16 protein-coding genes are annotated in these 21,724 nt (G+C 61.7%); 4 read left to right on the top strand and 12 right to left on the bottom strand.

Annotated elements, in window-relative coordinates:
* Window positions 1-30 precede the first annotated feature (30 nt).
* From H281_RS0113675 to H281_RS0113655, 4 genes are all read left to right on the top strand, one after another.
* A complete protein-coding gene (locus tag H281_RS0113675) occupies window positions 31-936 on the top strand; it encodes a LysR family transcriptional regulator (RefSeq protein WP_020067678.1) in 906 nt (301 codons plus the stop codon).
* 135 nt (window positions 937-1,071) lie between these two features.
* Window positions 1,072-2,358, top strand: coding sequence for a sensor domain-containing diguanylate cyclase (locus tag H281_RS0113670; protein WP_020067677.1), 1,287 nt, complete (start codon window positions 1,072-1,074; stop codon window positions 2,356-2,358).
* 249 nt (window positions 2,359-2,607) lie between these two features.
* Window positions 2,608-4,164, top strand: a complete 1,557-nt coding sequence (locus H281_RS0113665) for a phospholipase D family protein (RefSeq protein WP_020067676.1) — start codon at window positions 2,608-2,610, stop codon at window positions 4,162-4,164.
* A gap of 221 nt (window positions 4,165-4,385) precedes the next feature.
* The gene (locus H281_RS0113655) at window positions 4,386-5,066 is read left to right on the top strand and encodes a VIT1/CCC1 transporter family protein (RefSeq protein WP_020067674.1); all 681 of its coding nucleotides are present in this window, start codon (window positions 4,386-4,388) and stop codon (window positions 5,064-5,066) included.
* A 133-nt stretch (window positions 5,067-5,199) separates the two neighbouring features.
* Here H281_RS0113655 and H281_RS0113650 read toward each other — a convergent pair whose 3' ends face one another.
* The 12 genes from H281_RS0113650 to H281_RS0113595 all read right to left on the bottom strand — a co-directional run bounded on the left by H281_RS0113650 (window position 5,200) and on the right by H281_RS0113595 (window position 21,640).
* Window positions 5,200-7,935, bottom strand: a complete 2,736-nt coding sequence (locus H281_RS0113650) for an MGH1-like glycoside hydrolase domain-containing protein (RefSeq protein WP_020067673.1) — start codon at window positions 7,933-7,935, stop codon at window positions 5,200-5,202.
* A 450-nt stretch (window positions 7,936-8,385) separates the two neighbouring features.
* Window positions 8,386-9,327, bottom strand: coding sequence for a copper resistance D family protein (locus H281_RS0113645; RefSeq protein WP_020067672.1), 942 nt, complete (start codon window positions 9,325-9,327; stop codon window positions 8,386-8,388).
* Entirely contained in the window at window positions 9,327-9,725 is a 399-nt protein-coding gene (gene copC, locus H281_RS0113640) for a copper homeostasis periplasmic binding protein CopC (RefSeq protein WP_051120959.1), read from the bottom strand. Before copC ends, H281_RS0113645 begins: the two co-directional genes overlap by 1 nt.
* Window positions 9,726-9,768: 43 nt before the next feature.
* Window positions 9,769-10,116 (bottom strand): copper-binding protein, encoded by a 348-nt coding sequence (locus H281_RS0113635; protein WP_020067670.1) that lies wholly within the window; start codon window positions 10,114-10,116, stop codon window positions 9,769-9,771.
* Between the two features lie 64 nt (window positions 10,117-10,180).
* On the bottom strand, window positions 10,181-11,476 hold the full coding sequence (locus tag H281_RS0113630) for a copper oxidase (protein WP_027804569.1): 1,296 nt from the start codon (window positions 11,474-11,476) through the stop codon (window positions 10,181-10,183).
* 2 nt (window positions 11,477-11,478) lie between these two features.
* Entirely contained in the window at window positions 11,479-12,969 is a 1,491-nt protein-coding gene (locus H281_RS0113625; protein ID WP_020067668.1) for a TolC family protein, read from the bottom strand.
* Window positions 12,966-13,259 (bottom strand): hypothetical protein, encoded by a 294-nt coding sequence (locus H281_RS0113620; protein ID WP_020067667.1) that lies wholly within the window; start codon window positions 13,257-13,259, stop codon window positions 12,966-12,968. Before H281_RS0113620 ends, H281_RS0113625 begins: the two co-directional genes overlap by 4 nt.
* A 580-nt stretch (window positions 13,260-13,839) precedes the next feature.
* A complete protein-coding gene (locus H281_RS0113615; RefSeq protein ID WP_020067666.1) occupies window positions 13,840-16,374 on the bottom strand; it encodes a beta-galactosidase in 2,535 nt (844 codons plus the stop codon).
* On the bottom strand, window positions 16,371-18,344 hold the full coding sequence (locus H281_RS0113610) for a beta-galactosidase (RefSeq protein ID WP_020067665.1): 1,974 nt from the start codon (window positions 18,342-18,344) through the stop codon (window positions 16,371-16,373). The genes H281_RS0113615 and H281_RS0113610 overlap by 4 nt, the downstream gene beginning before the upstream one ends.
* A gap of 70 nt (window positions 18,345-18,414) precedes the next feature.
* A complete protein-coding gene (locus H281_RS0113605; protein WP_020067664.1) occupies window positions 18,415-19,266 on the bottom strand; it encodes a carbohydrate ABC transporter permease in 852 nt (283 codons plus the stop codon).
* Between the two features lie 38 nt (window positions 19,267-19,304).
* Complete coding sequence (locus H281_RS0113600; RefSeq protein WP_020067663.1) at window positions 19,305-20,207, bottom strand: carbohydrate ABC transporter permease; 903 nt, start codon at window positions 20,205-20,207, stop codon at window positions 19,305-19,307.
* Between the two features lie 149 nt (window positions 20,208-20,356).
* On the bottom strand, window positions 20,357-21,640 hold the full coding sequence (locus H281_RS0113595) for an ABC transporter substrate-binding protein (RefSeq protein WP_020067662.1): 1,284 nt from the start codon (window positions 21,638-21,640) through the stop codon (window positions 20,357-20,359).
* Window positions 21,641-21,724 lie beyond the last annotated feature (84 nt).

Raw genomic sequence — 21,724 nt, 5'->3', positions numbered from 1 at the left:
AAGCCGCCCTAACATTTTTGGATATAACCGATGCTCCTTCCAGACGTTCAGACATTCCTCGCCGTAGCGTCAGCAGGAAGCCTGTCAGCGGCGGCGCGTCAACTGAACGTGGTGCCTATGCAGGTCTCGCGGCGCATTGCCGCGCTCGAAGAAGACCTCGGCGTGCGCCTCTTTCATCGGACCACTCGGTCGCTTACCCTGACAGCGGAAGGCGAGGCTTTTGTTCCGTACGCCAAGGCAATGGTCGATGCGGAAGCGGGCGCGCGAGCGGAACTGAGTCCGTCACCGGGCACCGCGTCGGGCGTGTTGCGCATGACCGCACCGAGTGGTTTCGGACAATCCGTCGTTTTGCCGATGCTGCCTGGCTTGCTGGAAAGCAACCCTGACCTTCGTATCGACCTCGATCTGTCGGATCGGCAAGTCGATATAGTGGGGCAGGGACTGGATCTCGCGTTGCGCATTGCGCCACTGGAAGATTCAGAACTGGTGGCCAGAAAGATTGCCCCGAACCCACGCCTTATTTGCGTGTCGCCCGGGTATGTCAAGCGGTATGGGCGGCCTGACACGGTCGCGGACCTCGACCAGCATCGTTGTATCAAACTCGATGCCGTCGGGCGATGGCCGCTCGTCGTCGACGGCAAGTTGATACGCAAGCGTATTGAAGGCTACGTCACCACCACGAGTGTTGAGGCGGCGCGTACGGCTGCTGTGCAGGGACTGGGCATTGCTATGCTGACCCACTGGGATGTATTCAGGCAGCTAGCTGACAATTCGCTTGTGGAAGTGCGTCTGCAGGACGCCTCCATGGAGGACCTGTCGGTGTGGGCCGTCATTCCGAGCCGGCGATATGTGCCCAACCGCGTGAATGTATTTCTCGCTGCGCTTCAGAAGGAACTCTCGGATCTGGCGGGAAGGCGCGGTTTACAGCCGCTCTGAACGTTAGGTGAACCTGGAGCGAGGCCCGCAGGCCTAAAGGCGTCGTCAAGTGTTGCCGATATAACATAGTGTGGCCGCGTCAGGGACGCTGGCTATCCTTTCAATCGATACCTCGCCAGGTATCAAGGTATGGTTATGTCCGCTTTGCCCAGTACATCGCACAAGTTCATTGACGGCATGACGATAGGTATCGCTGTCGTGACGCGCGATTCGCGCGGTGAACCGGTCGTCAGCGCGTGCAACGACGTCTTCCTGGCAATGATGGACGACGCTCGCACACATCCGCGATCTTTTCCTGTGCCACTCGAGACATCGATGCTGGACAAGGCAGGGTGTGGATTGCGCGAAAAGCTCGATGCGTGCTTCGACTCGGGCAAAGCCCAAGGACCGGAACCGGCCTGCGTGTCCCTCGATGGCGCACGGACATGGCGAGTCGCACTGGAGCCGATGGTCGGCGCGCACACGCCTACTGTCTGCATGACGGTCATTGGCCAGGCCCCGGCGCGGCAGGTGTCGCGTGAACTGGAAGCTAGCGCATCGCGGTTTCAGGCCGTGATCGACTCAGCTTACGACGCGATCGTCACCATTGACGAGGAGCACCGCATCCGACTGTTCAACCGCGCGGCCGAGAATCTGTTCGGTTATCGGGCGGACGAAGTGATCGGACAGCGGATCGAAATGCTGTTGCCGGAGAAGTTTCGCGGGAACCATGCGCGTAATGTGCGGCAGTTCGCAAACTCGGCGCAGAAAAGCCTGCGCGCGGTGACGCCGCCGCGCATGGACGAAAGCAACAGCGTGTACGGGCGGCATCGGGACGGCACGATTATTCCGGTCGAGATTGCAATTTCGAAGATTGAACTCGAGGGCGAAGTGGAGTTCACTGCTGTCGTTCGCGACATCTCCGATCGTGCCCGGCTTATCCAGCTACTCAAGAAACAGGCGGTCACCGATGCGCTGACTGGCTTGCCGAATCGCCGCGAGTTTATCGATTCCGTCGAAAAAATGCTCGCCGCCGATGGTGTGCTGTCCGTTTTCATTCTAGACATCGACTACTTCAAGAAGATCAACGACAGCTACGGCCACGATATTGGCGATGAAGTCTTGCGTGTGCTGGCAGATGTGGGCATGACGATCCCGTTTGAGTCGAAGCTATTCGCGCGCTGGGGTGGCGAGGAGTTTGTCGGAGCGCTGCCGGGCGCGGACGCGTCCGTCGCGTTCCGCATCGCCGATGCATTGCGCAAGCGCTGTGAGCAGCAGGAATCGGAACACGTGTGGCGGACGAAGCCGATCGCATTCACGGTGAGCATTGGCGTGGTGACGCGTGAGGCGGGCGAACGCGACGTCGACGCGCTGATGCGGCGCGCGGACCGCGCGCTTTATCGCGCGAAAGAGACTGGAAGGAATCGTGTAGCGGTAGGGTGAGTGAGCGCGAGTCGTACGTTCGGTCGACATTGGTCATGTCCGGCTGGAAGATACTGGACGCGGTTGCGTAGCCGAGAGCCGCGCGCACATGGCGGAAGGCGGTCGAATCTGCGATGATTGTTTTCCGTCATCGTGGCTCGTGGCTCGTGGCCGCGCTGGCCCATTGTGGCCCATTGGTGCGCAAAGCCGGCACAGGCGCGTCGGCAGGCGGATCCTGCAAGCGGTCCAGCAAGCGAAGAGAGCTCGATTATGGCCACACTTCGAAATCTTGCCGCAGCCGTTCTGATTGTCATGCTGGCCGCGTGCGCCAGTCTGCCCCCACAAGTCGGACGCACGCCGACCTATGCGGCGCAAGATACACAAGCGACGCCGCTTGCCGAGCACTTCGCGGCTGGCGAGCACGGACATCCTGGCGAGAGCGCGTTCCACCTGCTACCCGATTCCGTCGACGCGCTCCTCGCGCGGGTGATCCTTACCGAAAAGGCTGAGAAAACACTCGACCTCGAGTACTACATCTGGCACAGCGACCTGACGGGGCGCGCTCTTGCGTTGGCCGTGCTGAAGGCGGCGGACCGCGGCGTCAGGGTACGGGTACTGCTCGACGATCTCGGCACGAACGCCGACGACCAGGCGTTGCTCGCATTGAGCGCCCACCCCAGCATTTCTATTCGGCTCTTCAACCCCGTGGCGAGCCGCCGGTTCAAGAAGATCTCGGCTGCACTCGACTTCTCGCGCGTGAACCGCCGCATGCACAACAAGGCACTGATCGCCGATAACCGGGCCACGATTCTGGGCGGGCGAAATGTCGGCGACGAATATTTCGGTGCGTCGAGTGCAGTGTCATTCGGGGATCTCGACGTGTTGATGCATGGGCCGATCGTCCAGGATGTCTCGAACTCCTTCGACACGTTCTGGAATTCCGATGCGGCCTATCCGATCGACCGGCTGATGGGCACCCCGGCAGACCCCGAAAAACTCGCGGCGTATCGAGACGAGCTGGACCGCTACGTCGCTTCGGAACAGGCCTCGCCCTATGTCGTGCACGCGAGACAGCGGCTGGCTCAAGTCATCGAGAAGGGCGCCGCCGAGTATAGCTGGGGCAAAGCCACGCTGCTCTACGATGACCCGTCGAAAGTCACGCGCGCCCCTGAAGAGTCGCAAGGTCGCTTGCTCACCGCTCTCAGAGCGAGGGACCTTCATCCGAGTCGTGAACTGCTGATCATCTCCCCGTACTTTGTACCTGGAAAAAATGGCGTGGCCTGGCTGCGTGAGCTGACTGAAAATGGCGTGCGCGTGACGGTGCTGACCAACTCGCTGGCGGCGACCGATGTCGCCGCCGTTCATGCGGGATATCGGCGCTACCGCGAAGACCTGCTCGCCGCGGGCGTGCAGCTCTATGAATTCAAGCCCGTTGCAGCAGGCGTAGACGCGGCGAACAAGAAGCAGTTCTTCGGTTCGTCGAAAGCATCGCTGCATGCGAAGACGTTCGTATTCGACCGTGAACGGGTGTTCATCGGCTCGATGAATCTGGACCCGCGCTCGGTCCACCTCAACACTGAAATCGGCGTGTTGTGCGACAGCGCGGCGATCGCGAACCAGGTGATCGGCTACGTCGAACCGCGGCTGAATCAGATCGCGTGGCAGCTCGGACTGCGCACCGACGCAAACGGCAGTCGCAAAATCGTCTGGATCGATACCGCGGGGGACGGGACGGTGAGGGAACTGGACACAGAGCCGGACACCACCGTCCTGCGCCGCACCGGTGTGTGGTTCATGGGTCTGCTGCCCATCGAATCGCAGCTTTGAGCTGACGGAGGCATGCTCACGTCGCTGCTGGTCTGCAGCCGCATGCCGCTGACGTCGGAATGCTCGCGCCAGTCGCGCCAGTCGCGCTACTCGGGGTACTCGCCGGTCTCACGCCTGCGAAAACAAGTTCCGAACTGCCGTCTCTTTCATATACTGCTCATATCAGCATCGCATGTTGGCAGCTACGAAACGTCACGTTGACTATCTCCGGTCGAGGCCATATGAGTACTATCGTGCCGGACGGACATGCCGAACCCGAACGGCGTGAACCGATTCTTAATACCGTTGATCGTGTCTGTGAAATATGTTTTGGCCTGTTCATGGCCCTGACATTCGTCGGCGCCGTCAAGGCAGTGACTGCACGCGAAGATGAAGGGTACAGGATGTTCTTTGCCGCGCTCGGATGCAATCTGGCGTGGGGCCTCGCCGACGCTGTGATGTACCTCGTACGCACGCTCGCCGAACGAGGGCAGCGCCTGAAACTCGCGCAGACCGTACAGCGGGAGCAGGACCCGGCGGTAGCCTTGCGGTTGTTGCGCGAAGCATTGCCCGAGAAGCTGGGGCGGCTCGTCGAAGATGCCGACCTCGAGCCGATCCGCGCGCGCCTCGCGACCGCATCGACGCTGCCACCCCGGGCCAGTTTTGTGCGTGGTGACTTCGTCGGCGCGCTAGGCATTTTTCTGCTTGTGGTCCTGGGGACGTTTCCGGTCGCGGTGCCGTTTCTTGTCGTGAGGGATGTCACAACGGCACTGATCGCCTCGCGCGTGCTGACTCTCGGGATGCTTTTCATCGCCGGCTTTGCGCTGGGGCGCGATACGGGTGCAGGGCCAATGAAGGCAGGCATTGCCATGATCGCGGTTGGCATTCTCCTTACGATGGCAATCATTACGCTCGGCGGCTAACGGACTCCGAGCCGTTCTAAGCCTCTGGCTTGCATTGTTTATGACTCCGGCGGGCATGTCCCAATGAACAATAGAGAAAGCGAGGTTGGCGATTGAGCCAATTGCAGCAAGTTCAAAGACGTCGTAGCCGACTTCACCTTTGGTCTTGGCCCACACCCACAACCTGCTCCTTGACGACTTTCGCCATCAGGTACGCGCGTTCTGTTTCCAGCAAAGATTTCGCGTCGATTCGCCCGAATATGTCTAAAAGCGGCGCGATCAATCCTGTCCAGCCCGTCTGATGACTAGCCCCCAGACCAGCTCCGTTGTCGCCGTGGAAGTACTCGTAAAACAGAATCAGATCGCGCCAGTGCGGATCGCTCTGGAATTTTTCCGTTCCGCCGTAGACGGGCCGTCTGCCATCTTCGCCGCGCAGGAAGGTGCCCGACAATCGACGGACAATTTCCTCGGCCACTTCGAACAGCGACATCTGCTGGCCAGAACCGGTAGGACATTCGACCTTGAATTCGTCGCCGTAGAAACTGTACAGATTAATGAGCGCCCGCACGATAAGGAGATTGACCGGCATCCAGACCGGCCCGCGCCAATTGGAATTTCCGCCGAACATGCCGGTATTCGACTCGGCCGGCAGGTACTGAACCGTGTAATCGATGCCACCAGTACGAAATACGAACGGGTGGTCCTGGTGATAGCGCGAAAGCGACCGGATGCCGTGAGGTCCAAGGAATTCGTTTTCGTCGAGGAGATAGCCGAGCACGCGCTCGAGTTTCTTCCTGTTCAGAATGGCAAGCAGGCGTCTTTGCTTGTAACCGATAAAACCTGCTTCTGTTGGTGCGACCTGCGCAATCAACTCTGGATGGCGTTCGCGAAACTGGGCAATCAACTCCATCAACTTCGGATACCGGTGGACCGCATCTCCTTCGAATACCGTCGACGCGCACAACGGCAACAGCCCTACCATCGATCGCACCTTCAGCCGTGTTGCCTGGCCGTCCGGAAGGCGCAGCAGATCATAGAAGAAGCCGTCTTCCTCGTCCCACATTTCGTCGTGATGTACGCCACGGCGGTCCATCGCATACGAAATCCACATGAAGTGCTGGACGAACTTGAAGGCAACCTCTTCATAGAGCGGATCGTATTCCGTCAGCAGGGTGGCCATCTCCAACATGCACTGGCAATAGAACGCCATCCACGCGGTTCCGTCCGCCTGCTCCAGTGTGCCTCCCGTCGGGAGTTGTGCGCTCCGATCGAACACGCCGATGTTATCCAGCCCAAGGAAGCCGCCCGCAAAGACGTTCCGGCCGGAAGGATCTTTGCGATTGACCCACCAGTTGAAATTGAGCATCAATGCCTGGAACGACCGCTCGAGGAAGCGGGGGTCTGCACGGCCCAACTGTTTTTCATACTTGTAGAGCCAGAGCGTGGCAGCGGCATGCACCGGCGGATTTACGTCGCTGAAATTCCACTCGTAAGCAGGAATCTGTCCGCTAGGGTGGAAGTACAGATTCCGCAGCATCAACAGCAGCTGTTCTTTGGCGAAGTCGAAATCCACCAGCGCAAGCGAGACCGTGTGAAACGCCAGATCCCAAGCCGCGTACCACGGATACTCCCACTTGTCGGGCATGGAGATCACGTCCGCGTTGAGCATGTGGAACCAGTCAGTGTTGCGCACGTCGCGTCGAGCCGAGTCCAGCAACGGATGGCTCTTGTGCTCACGTAACCACTTTTCCAGGTCGAAGTAGTAATACTGCTTGCTCCATAACATCCCCGCCAGCGCCTGCCGATGAACACGGCGCTGATCCTCCGTCAGCGTCTTTGGCGCAATGCGCTCGTAGAACTCGTCGGCCTCGGCGATGCGGCTGTCGAACACCTTCTCGAAGCCGTCGAACGCATTCTCCATTTGCGCTGCTCTCAACCGCAGCCGGAACGTCTTGCTGCCTCCGGCCGGCACCTCCACAGCATAGTGAGCCGCTGCCTTCGTGCCGCTTTTCGCGGGATTGACCGCGTCCGCTCGGGAGACGACGTAGTCGTGAAACGCGTCCTTCACGTAAGGAGACGAATTCGCTACGCCCCACAGACGCTGAGCATTGCTTTCATTATCGGTGAATAGAGCCTCGCAATCTCCATCGCAATATAGCCAGTACTGCCCTAGCTCATGATGGGTGGCGCGGATAATGCCGGACCCCGCTTCGGTCAACGAGGGTTTGCGGTCGTCGCCGCCCCACGACCAGGTGTTGCGGAACCAGAGTGTCGGCAAGATCCGGATTTGTGCCGCATCCGGTCCGCGGTTGTGCACGGAAATCCGCACGAGTATGTCTTCCGGATCCGCCTTCGCGTACTCCACGAACACGTCGAAATAGCGGTCTTCGTCGAAGATGCCAGTGTCGAGCAGTTCGTATTCCATCTCCGCTCGCGATCTGTTGCGGTTGGTCTCGACAAGGTCGCGGTACGGATATTCCTTCTGCGGATATTTGTAGAGATACTTCATGTACGAGTGCGTGGGCGTACTGTCGATGTAGAAGTAATACTCCTTCACGTCCTCGCCATGATTGCCTTCGCTATTGGTGAGACCGAACAGACGCTCCTTCAGGATCGGGTCGTGCCCGTTCCAAAGCGCGAGCGCAAAGCAGAGCCGCTGCTGATCGTCACACAGTCCGCCGAGTCCGTCCTCGCCCCATCTGTACGTGCGTGAACGCGCCTGGTCGTGCGAAAAATAGTCCCATGCGTTGCCGTCGTCGCTGTAATCCTCCCTGACGGTCCCCCATTGCCGTTCGCTCAGGTAAGGTCCCCACTTTTTCCACGGGACCTGAGCTTCACGCTGTTCGTTCAAACGCTTCTGCTCCGTGACATCCACAATTGCGTCAGCCATGGTTTCAGCTCCGATACTGGGGTGAATCGATTCCGCTCGACCGTCGTGACATACCCGGCTTGACGTCGTCCTGATGGCACGCTTTTCGCCTGACTAAGATGGCCGTACCGACCAGTGGAAACTCAGGCACCGTTCCGAGACTACGTCTCGACTCAAATTCCTCCTGAACGATCAACCATACGGTGAATGCAGCCAATAGGACTTTGGTCTCACGGGCGATAGCACTACGCAAATTGAGAAATGCGGATTTGATCGAGCCAATCGACAATCGCGATCTGGCTCGTCCAGAGGAGGCTCCAGCGCGCTGGCAAGCAACATCGTCATGATCCTGGCGGGCTGCTTTGACTTCGGTCAATGGCGCTTAGACCTGCGGCGCGATGATGTCTAGTAGGCGTGGGGCAAGGCGGGGCGGTTCGGCGCACCGCACCCGGAGCGTCATGATCGTGTCGCCTATGCGGTCCCTGGCAGCGGACTGGAGACGAGAACGGCAGCCGAGACGAGCACAGCTGCGAGCACAATCGATTCGACGTGCAAGACAGCGGCAAACCGCTTCAACGGTCGTGCACTGAACTCCGTAGACGTTTCTCTCAGCGAAGTGAGCAGCTGGGGCATCTCGAAGAACCGGTTATGTCCGCCAAGCGCTGCGGCAATACCCACGAGAGCAAGCTTAACCATCAGGACGCGTCCATACGTCGATGTCGAGAGGTATTCGGCTGCATTGACTCCGCGCCAGCCACTGTAGGCGCCAGTGATGAAGATAGTGACGAGCGCCAACGTCGCGGCGTCGGAAAGCGATTGAATGAACGCCGCAGTGTCCGCCCGCTCAGCGGCGGGCGCACGACATATACGGGGCATCACGATGTAAGTTGCGACAAGCACGAGCCCCACCCACACGCTGACAGCAAGCAGGTGCACCCAGTCTACCCATATCGGAATACTGAATGCGCCTGCATCGATGGGGTGTCCTCCGTGGCTGCGCGCCAGCGCAACTCCTGCGAGAGCGAGCCAGATAGCGGGCTTGAAACGAATCGGACGTCGAGCCTGCACGAGCGACAGAATCACCACCAGTAGCATGAACCCCGCGCCTGCCAGCCAGGCATGGCCGAAGTCGGTTTCCACAAGCATTGCACGAGCGGCTGGACCCGCCTCTTCGAGGGTCGACTCACTCATTAGCGCACAATGAATCCAGAACGCGAACGCACTGGACACCAGCGCGGTAAAAGAAGCGATGCGCAAGGTGAGAAGCAGATGGACACTGACGCTCGTCTGCCATCGTGAAGTGCTGCGGGAAAGCCACCTGTCACTGAGCAGAACACCTAGAAGAATAGCGAAGCTGATGTTCTGCAGTGCCACAGATGCCAGCCGCAAAATGCCGAGGAAACCGTCATTCATTACTTCACCGCGAATGTATAAGAGCCTTTGGTTTTGTGAGCATCATGCGTCATGACTGCCCACTGCACCGTGTACGAGCCGGAGGCGAGCTTGGGGACCTCGACCATGAGTACGCGCGGGTTCGACGAATCTACCTTTGCTTTGTCCTTACTCGCCGTTGTGCCCGCCGCGTCAACGACCTTGATCGAGCTAAACGCGGATTCGAGGTCTTCATTGAAAGTCAGACGCAGCATGTCAGGCGACGAGTCGACCGCGCTGCCGGCCGCCGGGATGGCGCTCTCCAGCTTGCCGTGCGCGAACGTAATAACAGGTGAAAGCGCGGCAGCGGCGGTCGCCGCTGCTGTAACGAGTAATCTGGATATCTTGATGTTCACGAGTGTGTCCTCCCTTAACTCCATCGCGGCGCAGTGTGTACTGCACCGCTGGAGCGCTATTAAAAGCTCACTGCTTCTGCAGTTTCGTCACAGTGAGCGCGCCGTCAATTTCTTCGGCAACGAAGTCAATCTTGTCGCCCACTTTTACCTGTGAAAGCATGGCTGGGTCTTTGACCTTGAACACCATCGTCATGGCCTCCATATCCAGATTTTTGAGCGGCCCGTGCTTGATGGTCAGCTTCCCGGCGGCGTTATCCACCTTCTTCACTTCGCCGTGCGACATGTCGTTCTTCGCGTCTGCGTCCTGTTGTGCGCCGCCCGCCGTATTCATGTTGTCCGTGTCGCCCGCGGCATATGCGGTCGCGGATACGGCCACAGTGCAACCCAACACGATGGAAACAATTGCGTTCTTCATCAAGACCTCTCCCATAGTTGAATTAAAAAATATCGGCCGGAGCCATGTCCGGCGTGTCACGAAATCAGCTATCCGGCAGCTCACCGGTGTATTCGTACGCGACCGTTCCCTTCGGATGTTTGAACCAGCCCGGGTCACGGTAGTCGTTGCGGCCCAGTCCCTCGCGCACCTTCACGACGCTGAACATGCCGCCCATTTCCAGCGCACCGAACGGCCCGGTACCTGTCATCATCGGTAGCGTGTTGTCCGGTAGCGGCATTTCCATCTCGCCCATCGAACCGCCCGCGCTGCCCATTGCCATGTAGTCCGGGACGAGCTTGTTGATGCGTTTGGCGAGGTCCTTCTGCGGCACGCCAATCAGGTTCGGGACTTGATGCCCCATCGCGTTCATCGTGTGATGCGACTTGTGGCAGTGAAACGCCCAGTCGCCAGGCCGGTCCGCGGTGAACTCGATGGCACGCATCTGACCGACGGCAACGTCGGCGGTCACTTCAGGCCAGCGTGCGGCGGGAGGAATCCATCCACCGTCTGTTCCTGCGACCTCGAAGCTGTACCCATGCAGATGGATGGGATGATTGGTCATCGTCAGGTTGCCGAAGCGGATGCGGACGCGGTCTCCTGCCCGCACGGGCAGCGAGTCGATGCCCGGAAAGACCCGTGCATTCCATGTCCACATGTTGAAGTCCGTCATCTCGTTGACGCGCGGCGTGAAGCTGCCCGGGTCGATGTCGTAGGCGGACATCAGGAACACGAAGTCGCGGTCCACCCGCATGACGCCGCGGTCTTTCGGATGGACGATGAACGTGCCCATCATGCCCATCGCCATCTGCACCATCTCGTCGGCATGCGGGTGATACATGAACGTGCCGTGCTTCTCGAGCTGGAACTCATAGACGAACGTTTTGCCCGGCGGAATGTGGGGTTGCGTGAGACCGCCCACACCGTCCATGCCGGACGGCACTAGCATTCCGTGCCAGTGAACCGTCGTGTGTTCCGGCAGCTTGTTGGTCACGAAGATTCGAACCTTGTCGCCTTCCACCGCCTCGATGGTCGGACCTGGCGCCTGGCCGTTGTAGCCCCACAGGTTCGCCTTCATGCCGGGCGCCATCTCGCGCACCACCGGCTCGGCAATCAGATGGAATTCCTTCCAGCCGTTCTTCATGCGCCATGGCAGCGTCCAGCCATTCAGTGTGGCCACGGGCGTATAGGGTCGGCCGTTGGGCGGCACCAGCGGCGGTTGCGTGGCGGTCTTGTCCATAGTTGGCGCTTCTGGAAGTGACGCTGCGCCAGCCTTGCTGACCAATGCTGCGCCGAGTAGCGCCGCGCCGGAGCCGCCGAGAAATGTTCGACGTGAGACCATGATCATTTACCTTCTGAATTCGTCGGCGATGCCGGGTGGGTCCCGGAAGCAGGCAACGGCGAGTCCTGCACCGGGGCCGGTGGTGTCGGCGGCGCGTCGCTCTGCGGTGCGCCAGGCGTCGGTGCCATTGCGAGCGGCGGAAGGCGGCCGCCAAGCGACTGTTGCAGGTCTGTCTCTGCAAGCCAGTAGTCTTTCAGCGCGTCGATGTATCCGTTGACGGCAGCCACCTGGTCGCGCGAATCGGCAAGCAGTTCGAACACGCTTGCGAGCATGCCGTTGTAGCGCAACAGCATTTCGTCCGAGATAGTCTTGCGTACGGGCACGACCTCATCGCGGTAATGCTTCGCAACGTCGTAGCTCGTCACATAGCCGGAGTACGACTCGCGTACTTCGGAGCGGGCGTCGGTCGCCGTCTGGGCGAGCCGGTTCGCCGACTGCATATAGATGGCTTCGGCGCGTGCGACCTTCGCGCTGCCCCAATCGAAAATGGGAATCTCGACACTGATTTCGTATCCGTGCTCGTGTCCTTTATCGGTCTCGAAGTTGTCGAGATAGCCGACATCGAGCGCATTGATGAATCGGGTCGCCTTGCTGAGCCCCAGCGAGGTTGCAACGCCTTGTGTCCGCAGCTTCGCCGCCTGTATGTCGAGGCGGTTCTGCATCGCAAAGCTTTCGAGGTCGGTTAGTTGCGGCCTGTCCTTCGGCAGGTCAGGCAGACGGTCCGGCAGCTTGTATTGGGTTCCGGAGCCCCACAGGCCCATCGTGCGCGTGAGCTTTTCGCGGGCCATGACTGACTGCTGCCGTACCTTGGCCAGCTGCGCAACCGACTCGGCGTAAAAGGCCTGTTCGCGCGCATAGTCGAGCTTGCTGAAGTTGCCCGCCTGCCGCATGCGCAAGGCAAGTTCTGCCCCGGCCTCGGCGGAATCCTTGACCTGAGCGGCGTATTGGGCTGCCTGCTCCGCGGCCACGGCATTCACATAGGCCTTTCGGGCGTCGGCGGCGACGATGAGCATGGCATTGGCCGTCTCGAGCTTTGTCTGTTCGAACCGCCGGCTCTCGATGCGCGTCGCCACAGGCAGCGTGAGCACACCCAATACGCCCATGGAGAACGCTCGGCTGATACCGAAGCCATCGCTCCAGTGCGTCCGGCTGAACGTAAAACCGGGATTGGGCAGGCGGCCTGCCTGGACGAGGTCGGCTTCGGAAATACCGAGCTCGGCGTACGACGCCTGAAGTCCCCGGTTGTTCAGCAGCGCGACCTGAACGGCGTCATCCATGCCGAGTGGCTTCGACAGCAGTTCCTGCGTCCGCTTGAAAGCAGCGACGCGGTCTTCGTCGTTTTTCAGGTAGACGGCGTCCTTACCAAGTCGCTCGGACGCAGTCGTCGATACGGTGTTGAATCCGCCGTCCTTTGAGAACGTCGTGCAGCCGGCCAGAAGCATCGTCGCGAGGGCAATGCATCCCACGCGGTTCGGGGCGAAGTATCGAATCATTTCGACTCGCCTCCGTGCCCGTGGCCGCCTTTTTCACCCGCTGTCGCAACTGGTTGCTGACTGTGGTTGATCTTGGCCGTGCTTCGGGTTGGCGCAACGGCACGGTTTAGCTGCTGCCAGCTCGGCGCGTCGCCGTCTTGCCACGACTTGTAGCCGTCGAAGGCAGACTCAACGGTGACGACCGGAACCGATGCCGCTGCATCAGTTGGGTCGGGAACTGCAGTCGTAGCGTGCGCGAGCGACGACAACGCTGCGCCCGCGCCCAGGAGCGCCGCAGAAATTGTTCGCATGAATTTTTCTCGTCGTGAACCATCCAGCGTCCGTTACGGACACCGGAAAACTTGCAGGCGCAGCCAACGGATGCGCTTGCGCGGACTAGACGAGATTGAAGCGGGGAGGACGTTCGATGCCGTCAGTCAGAAACGACACGACAGCGGCAGCAGGGGGCAGTGGAACGGGGAAGTGGGCCCCGTCAGCCGAAGCGGAAACTGCAGGCACGGGCGGTAGCGCAGCACCGACGCAACAGGAGGCGCAGGTCAAACACGCATGAGTGTGATGGGCACCGCTGTGGTCGTGGCCACGATGGTCGTCATGGTCGGCTACGAGCACATGTCCATCAGATGATGCGTCCAGATGGAGATGGTCAGCGGTTGCTTCATCGACCGCTTCCGGGGCGGCACAAATCATCGAGACGGCCGCAAACGACTGAACCGGAAGGCTCAGTGCAAGCAGCATGACGAGGAAGAGTTTGCGCCAGTAGGACATGGATGCAGAGTCTAGCATGCGCTTAAGACTTCTGTAATCGTCCGAAGGTGTCAGTCTGTAACGTTAAAGCGGGTGCGTCGTGGCAGCGGCCTTCGGCACCCAGTTTCATTCGACGTCGCGCGAGGAAGGATTAGGAGCCAGAATCACTTCGTACTCGGGCTCCCACGTCACGCTGTCCAGTTCGGCGATCTGCTCGCCGCTGTCCGGACGCGGATCATGACGTGCAGAGAGATAGACAGGCGCATCGGCGCGCAGCGGCAGAATCGTTAGCATGAGCGGTGCGTCCGGATCGATCGCTACATTGCGCACGCCGATGCGCCACGGCAAGCCGTTATAGAAGTGATCGTCGATCAGTTCCGTGCCGCTGAAAAGGCGCGCCACGTCGCCCCGATAGCGGATCGTCAGGTAAGCGTTGCCGAGACCACGCGCGTCGAGCGCATCGAGCGCGTCGCGAGTCACATCGATGCGCCAGGCGCCCGTCTTGCCGAACGTTTCCGGCAACGGCGCGACAGCGGCATTGGCCGTGCCGCCGCGCATGACCGGCGGTACGGCTTGCGGCGCGCGAAGCGGCGTGACGCGCACGTCGAATGCCTGCTGCGGAACGTGCACACGCAAACGCTGGAACATGCCGTGGCTCGATGCGTCGATGTTTGCGTGATCCGCCTGCCATGCGGACGGCAACTGAAGCAGCGGCGGATAGACATCGACATCGAACGCCGAAGCACCGTTCGAGCGCAGCACGAGATGGCCGTCGCGTTCGAAGGCGAACGCGTCGCTCAATATGAGCCTGCGCCGGCCGTCGAACGGCAACACGCTCAGTCTCTCCGCGTCCTTCCGCAAAAGCGTGACGAAGACGAGGCGCGCGCCGCCGCGATCCGTGACGACGAACGCCGCGCCGTTGCGCGGCCGCACGACGAGCACGCCGTCGGCTTCATGCTGGCTCAACGCCGGCTCACCGCCAGGCGCGGGCGTCATACTGCTTTCCAGCGCGGCGATCGTCGCCACGCTGCGGGAGTCGAATGCGAACTCGGGCGCGACGCCGTCGGTGGCCGCGAACACCTGAACATCGCCATCGTCGCCCGATATCCTCGTCACCGGCTGCGCGGTTGCGTAACGCAACTGCACGCTGCCGAATCGCAAGCCGACCGGCCAGATGAACGATGTGCCCGGCGCAATGTCGACGGGCTCCGCTGGCAGCGCGACGCTGCCGCTCGCAAGCTTCACCGAGAAACGCATGCCTCGATGCGCTGGCATCGCATGTTCGCGGACGTGATTGTTGAAGAACAGGAACCCCTGGTCGCCGTTCGCGCGTACGGCAAAGCGCGGCGTCGCGAGGTCGGCGGGACCGTGCGATACGGTGTCGGGTGCATACACATCACATGGCGCAAGCACTGCGCCCCACTGCCTGAGGAAGTAGTGAATCGGCCGCAGCTTGCCGAGCACTTCGCGCGCCTCGCCATTCGCGCCGAACGGAGCCTGGAAGTCGTAATTGACGATCGGCACGTCGTTGTAGCCGCCGCTCGCGGTCGACTCCTGGCCGTCCATGTCGCCGGGCGGATTGCGTCCGCCGTGCAGCATGTAGTAGCCGTACAGGTTGACGCCCGAGCCGAGTTGCACGGGCAGCATCGCGGCGATGTCGTCGGCGTCGAGGACCGGCCGCCGCCGGTACATTGCGGGCACGCCGCCGCCGAACTCCGCGCCGAGAAAGGGCGTTTCGTGTGCGACGGCGTCGGCATCGCCCGGCGCGTCGCTGTGAGTCTGAGCGCCGAGATCGCCACCCACCCGGCTGGCGAAGCGGAATCCATAGACCTCGTTCGGCGGCGACATGTGCGGCGACACGCCCCACGGCAGATCGGGATAACCGCCGAACACAGGCGCGACTTCGCCGCGCGGAAAGACCGCGTTGTCCCAACCCGTCACCGTGTACAGCGGCACGTCGAGCCCCGCATCGCGCGCGAGGCGCTTGAGCGTCGCGATGTGCGCGGCACCTTGCTGCGGACCGCTCAGGTTGTATTCGTTCTCGAGCTGGATGCCGATAACAGGTCCGCCGTCCTTCCATAACAGGCCGTACAACTGCGCGGCGATCTGCGAGAAAAGTCTTGCCACGTAGTGCAGATAAAGCGGGTTGTCGCCGCGCGTGGGCATCTGATCGACGACCCAGCCAGGCAGCCCGCCATAGCGAACCTCCGCATGCACCCAAGGCCCGACGCGAATCAACGCGAGCAGTTCACGCTTCGCGCATGTTTCGACGAAGCGTCGCAAGTCGAGGCGTTCGCTCCAGTCGAATGTGCCTGCGCGCGGCTCGTGATGGCGCCACACGACATACGACGCGACGATATCGACGCCGGCTGCCTTCGCCTTAAGGAGCGTGTCGTCCCATTGACTGGCCGGCAGGCGCGCGTAGTGAATCTCGCCCATCACCGGCAGCCACGGCTCGCCGTCGCGCGTCAGATAGCGACTGTTGATGCCGATGGTGCTGCCGTCGGGCGAGGTCGACGTACCGACGCGCAGCGTGTCGTGCAACGGGGCGGTGGCGGGCGCGCTGGCGTCGATGCTCAGCGTGAGCGTTGCATGGCCGCCGGCCGTGCTGCCGGTGTTTGCGTCGGCGTCGGCGTCGGCGTGGCCGGTCAAGCTCGTCATGCCTGAGTCCACACGCACACGTCCGCGGTGCCGAGCGTACGGCTGCCCAGCACGAAGCGGGCGTTTGCCGGTGCAGGCGCTTCGACGGCTTGCGCGCCGAAGTTGAACGCGAAAGTCAGCGGGCCGCGCCTGCGAATGCGCACGCCTTCGGGCAGGTGAACGGGATTCAGCGACGCATCGCGTGCCGCCGCTTCGAGCAACGCGCGATGCAACGGCGGATCGAACCATGCGCTCGCGTAGCGGACGCGATCGCGCGCGACGACAGCAGGCCAGCCGTCGTCGAAGCGCGCCAGCACTTCGACACCGTCGCGCGTTTCCAGATGCTCGCGCCAATGCAGTGCGATCCCGGACACGCCGCCGAGCGTGGTGGACGGTTGCAGGCTCGGGCGCAACGAGTCGACCTCCAGCACCTTGAACGGCAGCAGCGTCTGCAACGGCCCCGGCGGCAGTTCGGAAGGAATCGCGAAGTCGAGTGTCTTCGAGCCGGTACGAGGCCCGATCACCCACTGCGCGCTAGAGCGGCGAATCGTGTCGACGAAGCCGGGCGGCAAGACTGCGAGCCCCGGCACGACGATCAGCGCGTAGCCGTCCAGGTCCGCGTGCGCCGATACGATATCGACGTCCAGCGACATCTCGCGCAAGGTCCGGTAGTACTCGAACGCGAGCGTCTGATAGTCAAAGTCTTTGGCGTGGCGCTGGATTTCGAACATCCATTGCGTCTCGTAATCGAACACGAGAGCGACGGGTGCGCGGCCCGCCGGCCCGCTTTGCGCGAGCGCCGACAGTTCTGCAGACTTCGCGATTTCCTGCGCCGCACGCGCCACCTCGCGACCGCCGGGCGACGGCGTGTTGTCGGGCAGGTGCAGGCCCGAATGCATCTGCTCCTGCGCGAACGGCGCCTGACGCCAGCGGAAATACGACACCAGTTCCGCGCCGTGCGCGAACGCTTCGTAGGCCCACAGCCGCACCATGCCGGGCGCGGGCACGGGATTCCACGGCGCCCAGTTCACCGGTCCGGCCTCCTGCTCCATCACCCAGAAACGGCCCTGGCCGATGCCGCGATAGCGGTCGTGATCGAACGCGGACACGTCGGGATGTCCGGTGCGCGCATAGCGGGCCTTGTCGGTTTCCGCGAGCGCAATGACTTCGGTGCGGGCAATCGGGTAACTGTCCCACGTCGCCACGTCGATGCTGCCGTTCGAGGCAAAGCGGTAGTGATCGAAGGTGGTGAAGAAGCCCATGAAGTTGTGCAGCACGTCTGCATGCGGCGCGTGCCGCCGCACTACCTCGGCCTGTTCCCGATGGAAGCTCGTCACCTCGTCGGACATGAAGCGGCGGAAGTCGAGCAGATGAATCGGGTTTGCGTCCGTCGGCGTGACGTTCGGCAATTCAATCGAGTCGAACGACGGATACTCCATGCTCCAGAACACGTTGCCCCAGCGCGTGTTCAGTTCGCCGACAGTCTCGTAGCGGCGCGCGAGCCATCCACGAAACCGCTGGCGAGCCGCGTTCGAATAGCTCGGCACGGTCTCGTGACAGCCGAGTTCGTTATCCGTCTGCCACGCGACGACGGCCGGATGCGCGCCGTAGCGCGCGGCCATTGCTTCGGTGATGCGCACGCATTCGCGCCGGTACGGCTCGCTGCAAATGTCGTAATGACGGCGCGAACCGTAGTTCCATGTCGTGCCGTCGGCGCGTACCGGCAGCATGTCGGGAATCGCCTCGACGAGCCACCTTGGCGGCGACGCCGTCGGCGTGCCGAGCACGATTTTCAGGCCCGCGCCGGCCAGCGTGTCGATCGCCCGGTCGAGCCATGCCCATTCATAGACACCCGCGCGCGGCTCCATGCGGCTCCATGCGAATTCGGCGATACGCACGTGCGTGATGCCCATGTCGACCATGCGTCGCGCGTCGTCGGCCCACATCGTGTCGGGCCATTGTTCGGGGTAGTAGCAGACACCCAGTTGCATTGTCGTGATCTCCAGAGATCGGTGTTGTGCCGCGCTGCGCTCGCACGCGCGGTCTACGTTGAGCGACCGCTCAGCCCTTGCTGGCGCCGAAAGTGAGTCCGGCAACGAAGTGCTTCTGCATCGCGAAGAACATCAGCACCGACGGCAGCGCGGCCAGCACCGAGCCCGCCGCGACCAGGTTCCAGGCGGTCGTCCATTGGCCTTTGAGCGCGGCGACGCCGACGGTGATCGGCGCGGCGTCGTCGCCTTGGGTGAGGCACAGCGCCCAGAAATAGTCGTTCCAGACGAAGGTGAAGACGAGGATGCCGAGTGCCGCGAGGGCAGGGCGGATCAGCGGCAAGACGATGCGCGCGTAGATGGTCCATTCGCTCGCGCCTTCGACGCGCGCGGCCTCGATCAGCTCGAAAGGCAACTGCTTGATGAAGTTGCGCAGAAACAGCGTGCAGAAGCCCGTCTGAAATGCGACATGAAAAATGATGAGCGCCCAGACGGTATTGAACAGGCCCACTTTGAGCGCCATGTCTCGCACGGGAATCATCAGGATCTGCACCGGCACGAAGTTGCCGGCGACGAACGTGAACAGCACCACGATGTTGCCGCGAAAGCGATACGTGGCGAGCGCGAAGCCAGCCATCGACGCAAGCAGGATCGCGCCGAGCACGGACGGCACCGTGATCAGCATGCTGTTGGCGAAGTAGTGCAGCATCGGCGTTTGCGTGAGCGCCGCGCCGTAGTTGTCGATGAGCGCGAAGTGCTTCGGCCAGGCCCAGTAGTCGCCTTGCGACAACTCGTCGGACGAACGGATCGACGTGATGAGCACGGCGAGCATCGGCAGCAGCCACACGAACAGCGCGACGGGCAGCGACGCTTTGTACAGCGTGCGGCTCCACGGTTTCCAGTGTTCGACGGGAAGCGGGTACATGTGAGTCTCCTTTTTCGCTCTATCGGGAAGCGCGCGGCTTAGCGTTCCTCGCGCAGCATGCGGCGCAGATGGAACACGATGTAGACGAGCATGATCGCGAACAGCACGACGGCAATCGACGCCGAATAGCCTTCGCGGTAGTACTTGATGGCCTGGTCGTACATGTAGTACGCGAGCACGGTGGAGCTGTCGAACGGACCGCCGCCGCTCATCACCGAAATCAGATCGAAGCTGCGCAATGCGCCGATTACCGTCAGCACGACCGCCATGAAGGTGGCCGGGCGCAGTTGCGGAAGAATCACATGCCAGAGCAGGCTCCAGCCTTTCGCGCCTTCCATGCGGGCGGCCTCGACGACTTCCGGATTGATGGAGGTCAGGCCTGTCAGATACAGCACCATGCAGTAGGGCGTTTGCGGCCACAGCGCGGCGAAGACGATGCCGAAGGTCACGGTGCGCGGGTCCCCGAGCACGGGAATGCCGTGTCCGACGATCAGCTTGAGCAGACCGAAAGCGGGATCGTAGAACCAGCTGAACACGAGTCCCACCACCACGCCGGACAGCACGAACGGCGCGAAGAACAGCGACTTCACCACGCGCATGCCCTTGATCTGCTGGTTCAGATACAACGCGAAAAGCAGGCCGAGCGGCGGAGCGAGCAGGAAGAACACGAGCCAGATCAGGTTGTTCTTCAGCGCGAGATAGAACGTGTCGGCATGGAACAGCTCGACGTAATTCGCAAGACCGATGAAGGTCCTGGGCGTCATGCCGTCCCAGTTGTAGAAGCTGAGCGCGATGCTGGAGAAGATCGGATAAATCACGCAGAGCGCGAACAGCGCACAGCCTGGCAGCAGGAAAAAGAACGCGGCGCGATGGCGGGCGCGGCCCGAGGCGGACGCGCGTCGGCCGCGCGCCGTCGGCAGACGGGCAATGGACGTGGACATGACGAATCCCTCTTTCGATGCAGAAGCGGATCAGTGTGGCGGGGCGGGGCGGGGCGAACGACTGCCTGCGAGCCGCCCCGGTGTGAAGTCCTGTGACGGCGTGGACGTCTGCACGACGACCACGCCCGACACGCCTGCCGCCAGTAGACTCAGTTGTGGTAAATGCGCTTGCGCGTCGCTTCGAGACGAGCAAGCAGCGAGTCGAGTTGCGATGGGTCGTTGTAGAACTGCTGCATCGCCTTCATGCCTTCGTCCGCCATTTCTTTCGTCATGTCGCGGTCGTAGAACTGCGCGATGCCGCCGGTCGTGCTGGCGAGCGTCTGGAACCCGACGCGGGAAATCGGATCGGCGGGTTCCGTTGCCTTGCTGTTCGACGGCAACTGGCCCCAGCCGCGCGCGAGGTCCGCGTTGATCTCGGGCGTCTCCATGAAGGCGAGCAGACGGCGCGCGTCAGTCTTGTTCTTCGCTTTCGCGGGGATCAGCAGCACGTTCACAGGACCGTCTTCCGCCACCGGCACTTTGGGATCGATCACGGGGAAGCGCATGAAGCCGATCTGTCCTTTCACACTCGACGGAAGGCCCGCCGAGAAGAACGTGCCCATCAGCATCATCGCGGCTTTGCCGTTCACGAGGAAAGGGCCGATCGAATCGAGGTCGTACGAGAGCGCGTTGTCGATGTAGTAATGGTCGTCCATCAGCGTCTTCCAGGTCGTGTAGACCTTCTTCACGCGCGGATCGGTGTAGGGCACTTCACCTGCCATGAGCTTCTGATGGAACGCGTTGCCGTTGATGCGCAAGTCCAGATAGTCGAACCACGCGGCGAGCGTCCAGCTATCGCGCGCGGCCACGGCAATCGGCGCGACGCCGCTCGCCTTCAGTTTTTTGCAGGCGTCGAGCAGTTCGTCCCAAGTCTTCGGTTCGCTCGAAATGCCCGCTTTCTCGAACAGATCCTTGCGGTAGAAAAAGCCATATGCGTCGTAGCCGAGCGGCGCGGAATACTGCTTGCCGGCGTATGTCGATGCCTGTTTGACCGACGCATACTGCTGGTCCCAGCCGTTCTTCTTCCAGTCGCCCGAGAGATCTTCCAGCAAGCCGCGCTTCGCGTAGTACGCCATGCGCTCGCCGTTATGCCAGGAGACGACATCGGGAGGATCGGTCGCGAGCCAGCCGCCCATTTGCACCTTGTACGCTTCCTCGGTGATGTACGTGACTTTCAGGTCGACGTCAGGATTCGCTTTCTTGAACTTGTCGAATGCGTCCTGCCACGTCGAGCGCTGATTGCCGCGCGCCGACACGTTGATGTTCAACTGACCGGCGTCGGCTTGCGTCGCGAAACCGCTCAGCACCGTTGCCGAGAGCGCGAGCGCGACCGTGACGGCGCGCGGACTGAATGAGGCAAGCCGTGCAAAGCGGCTCGTGTGCGTAAAGGCCATCGTGTTGTCTCCTGTGACTGCGTTGTCGGCCGCCCGCGTCCGCGAACGGCGGTTGCTGCGAGCCGCGACGGCTCTATGACCGGC

The organism is Paraburkholderia caledonica (genome assembly GCF_000383275.1).
Taxonomy (GTDB): domain Bacteria; phylum Pseudomonadota; class Gammaproteobacteria; order Burkholderiales; family Burkholderiaceae; genus Paraburkholderia; species Paraburkholderia caledonica.
This window is presented reverse-complemented; position numbering and strand designations above follow the sequence as displayed.

Bases quoted from the DNA above. Each gene is read 5' to 3' on its own strand.
- H281_RS0113620 (WP_020067667.1), bottom strand. From the start codon at position 13,259: ATGCGAACAATTTCTGCGGCGCTCCTGGGCGCGGGCGCAGCGTTGTCG.
- H281_RS0113615 (WP_020067666.1), bottom strand. From the start codon at position 16,374: ATGACGAGCTTGACCGGCCACGCCGACGCCGACGCCGACGCAAACACC.
- H281_RS0113650 (WP_020067673.1), bottom strand. From the start codon at position 7,935: ATGGCTGACGCAATTGTGGATGTCACGGAGCAGAAGCGTTTGAACGAA.
- H281_RS0113675 (WP_020067678.1), top strand. From the start codon at position 31: ATGCTCCTTCCAGACGTTCAGACATTCCTCGCCGTAGCGTCAGCAGGA.
- H281_RS0113595 (WP_020067662.1), bottom strand. From the start codon at position 21,640: ATGGCCTTTACGCACACGAGCCGCTTTGCACGGCTTGCCTCATTCAGT.
- copC (WP_051120959.1), bottom strand. From the start codon at position 9,725: ATGGAGTTAAGGGAGGACACACTCGTGAACATCAAGATATCCAGATTA.
- H281_RS0113625 (WP_020067668.1), bottom strand. From the start codon at position 12,969: ATGATTCGATACTTCGCCCCGAACCGCGTGGGATGCATTGCCCTCGCG.
- H281_RS0113605 (WP_020067664.1), bottom strand. From the start codon at position 19,266: ATGTACCCGCTTCCCGTCGAACACTGGAAACCGTGGAGCCGCACGCTG.
- H281_RS0113665 (WP_020067676.1), top strand. From the start codon at position 2,608: ATGGCCACACTTCGAAATCTTGCCGCAGCCGTTCTGATTGTCATGCTG.
- H281_RS0113645 (WP_020067672.1), bottom strand. From the start codon at position 9,327: ATGAATGACGGTTTCCTCGGCATTTTGCGGCTGGCATCTGTGGCACTG.
- H281_RS0113610 (WP_020067665.1), bottom strand. From the start codon at position 18,344: ATGCAACTGGGTGTCTGCTACTACCCCGAACAATGGCCCGACACGATG.
- H281_RS0113630 (WP_027804569.1), bottom strand. From the start codon at position 11,476: ATGGTCTCACGTCGAACATTTCTCGGCGGCTCCGGCGCGGCGCTACTC.
- H281_RS0113600 (WP_020067663.1), bottom strand. From the start codon at position 20,207: ATGTCCACGTCCATTGCCCGTCTGCCGACGGCGCGCGGCCGACGCGCG.
- H281_RS0113655 (WP_020067674.1), top strand. From the start codon at position 4,386: ATGAGTACTATCGTGCCGGACGGACATGCCGAACCCGAACGGCGTGAA.
- H281_RS0113635 (WP_020067670.1), bottom strand. From the start codon at position 10,116: ATGAAGAACGCAATTGTTTCCATCGTGTTGGGTTGCACTGTGGCCGTA.
- H281_RS0113670 (WP_020067677.1), top strand. From the start codon at position 1,072: ATGTCCGCTTTGCCCAGTACATCGCACAAGTTCATTGACGGCATGACG.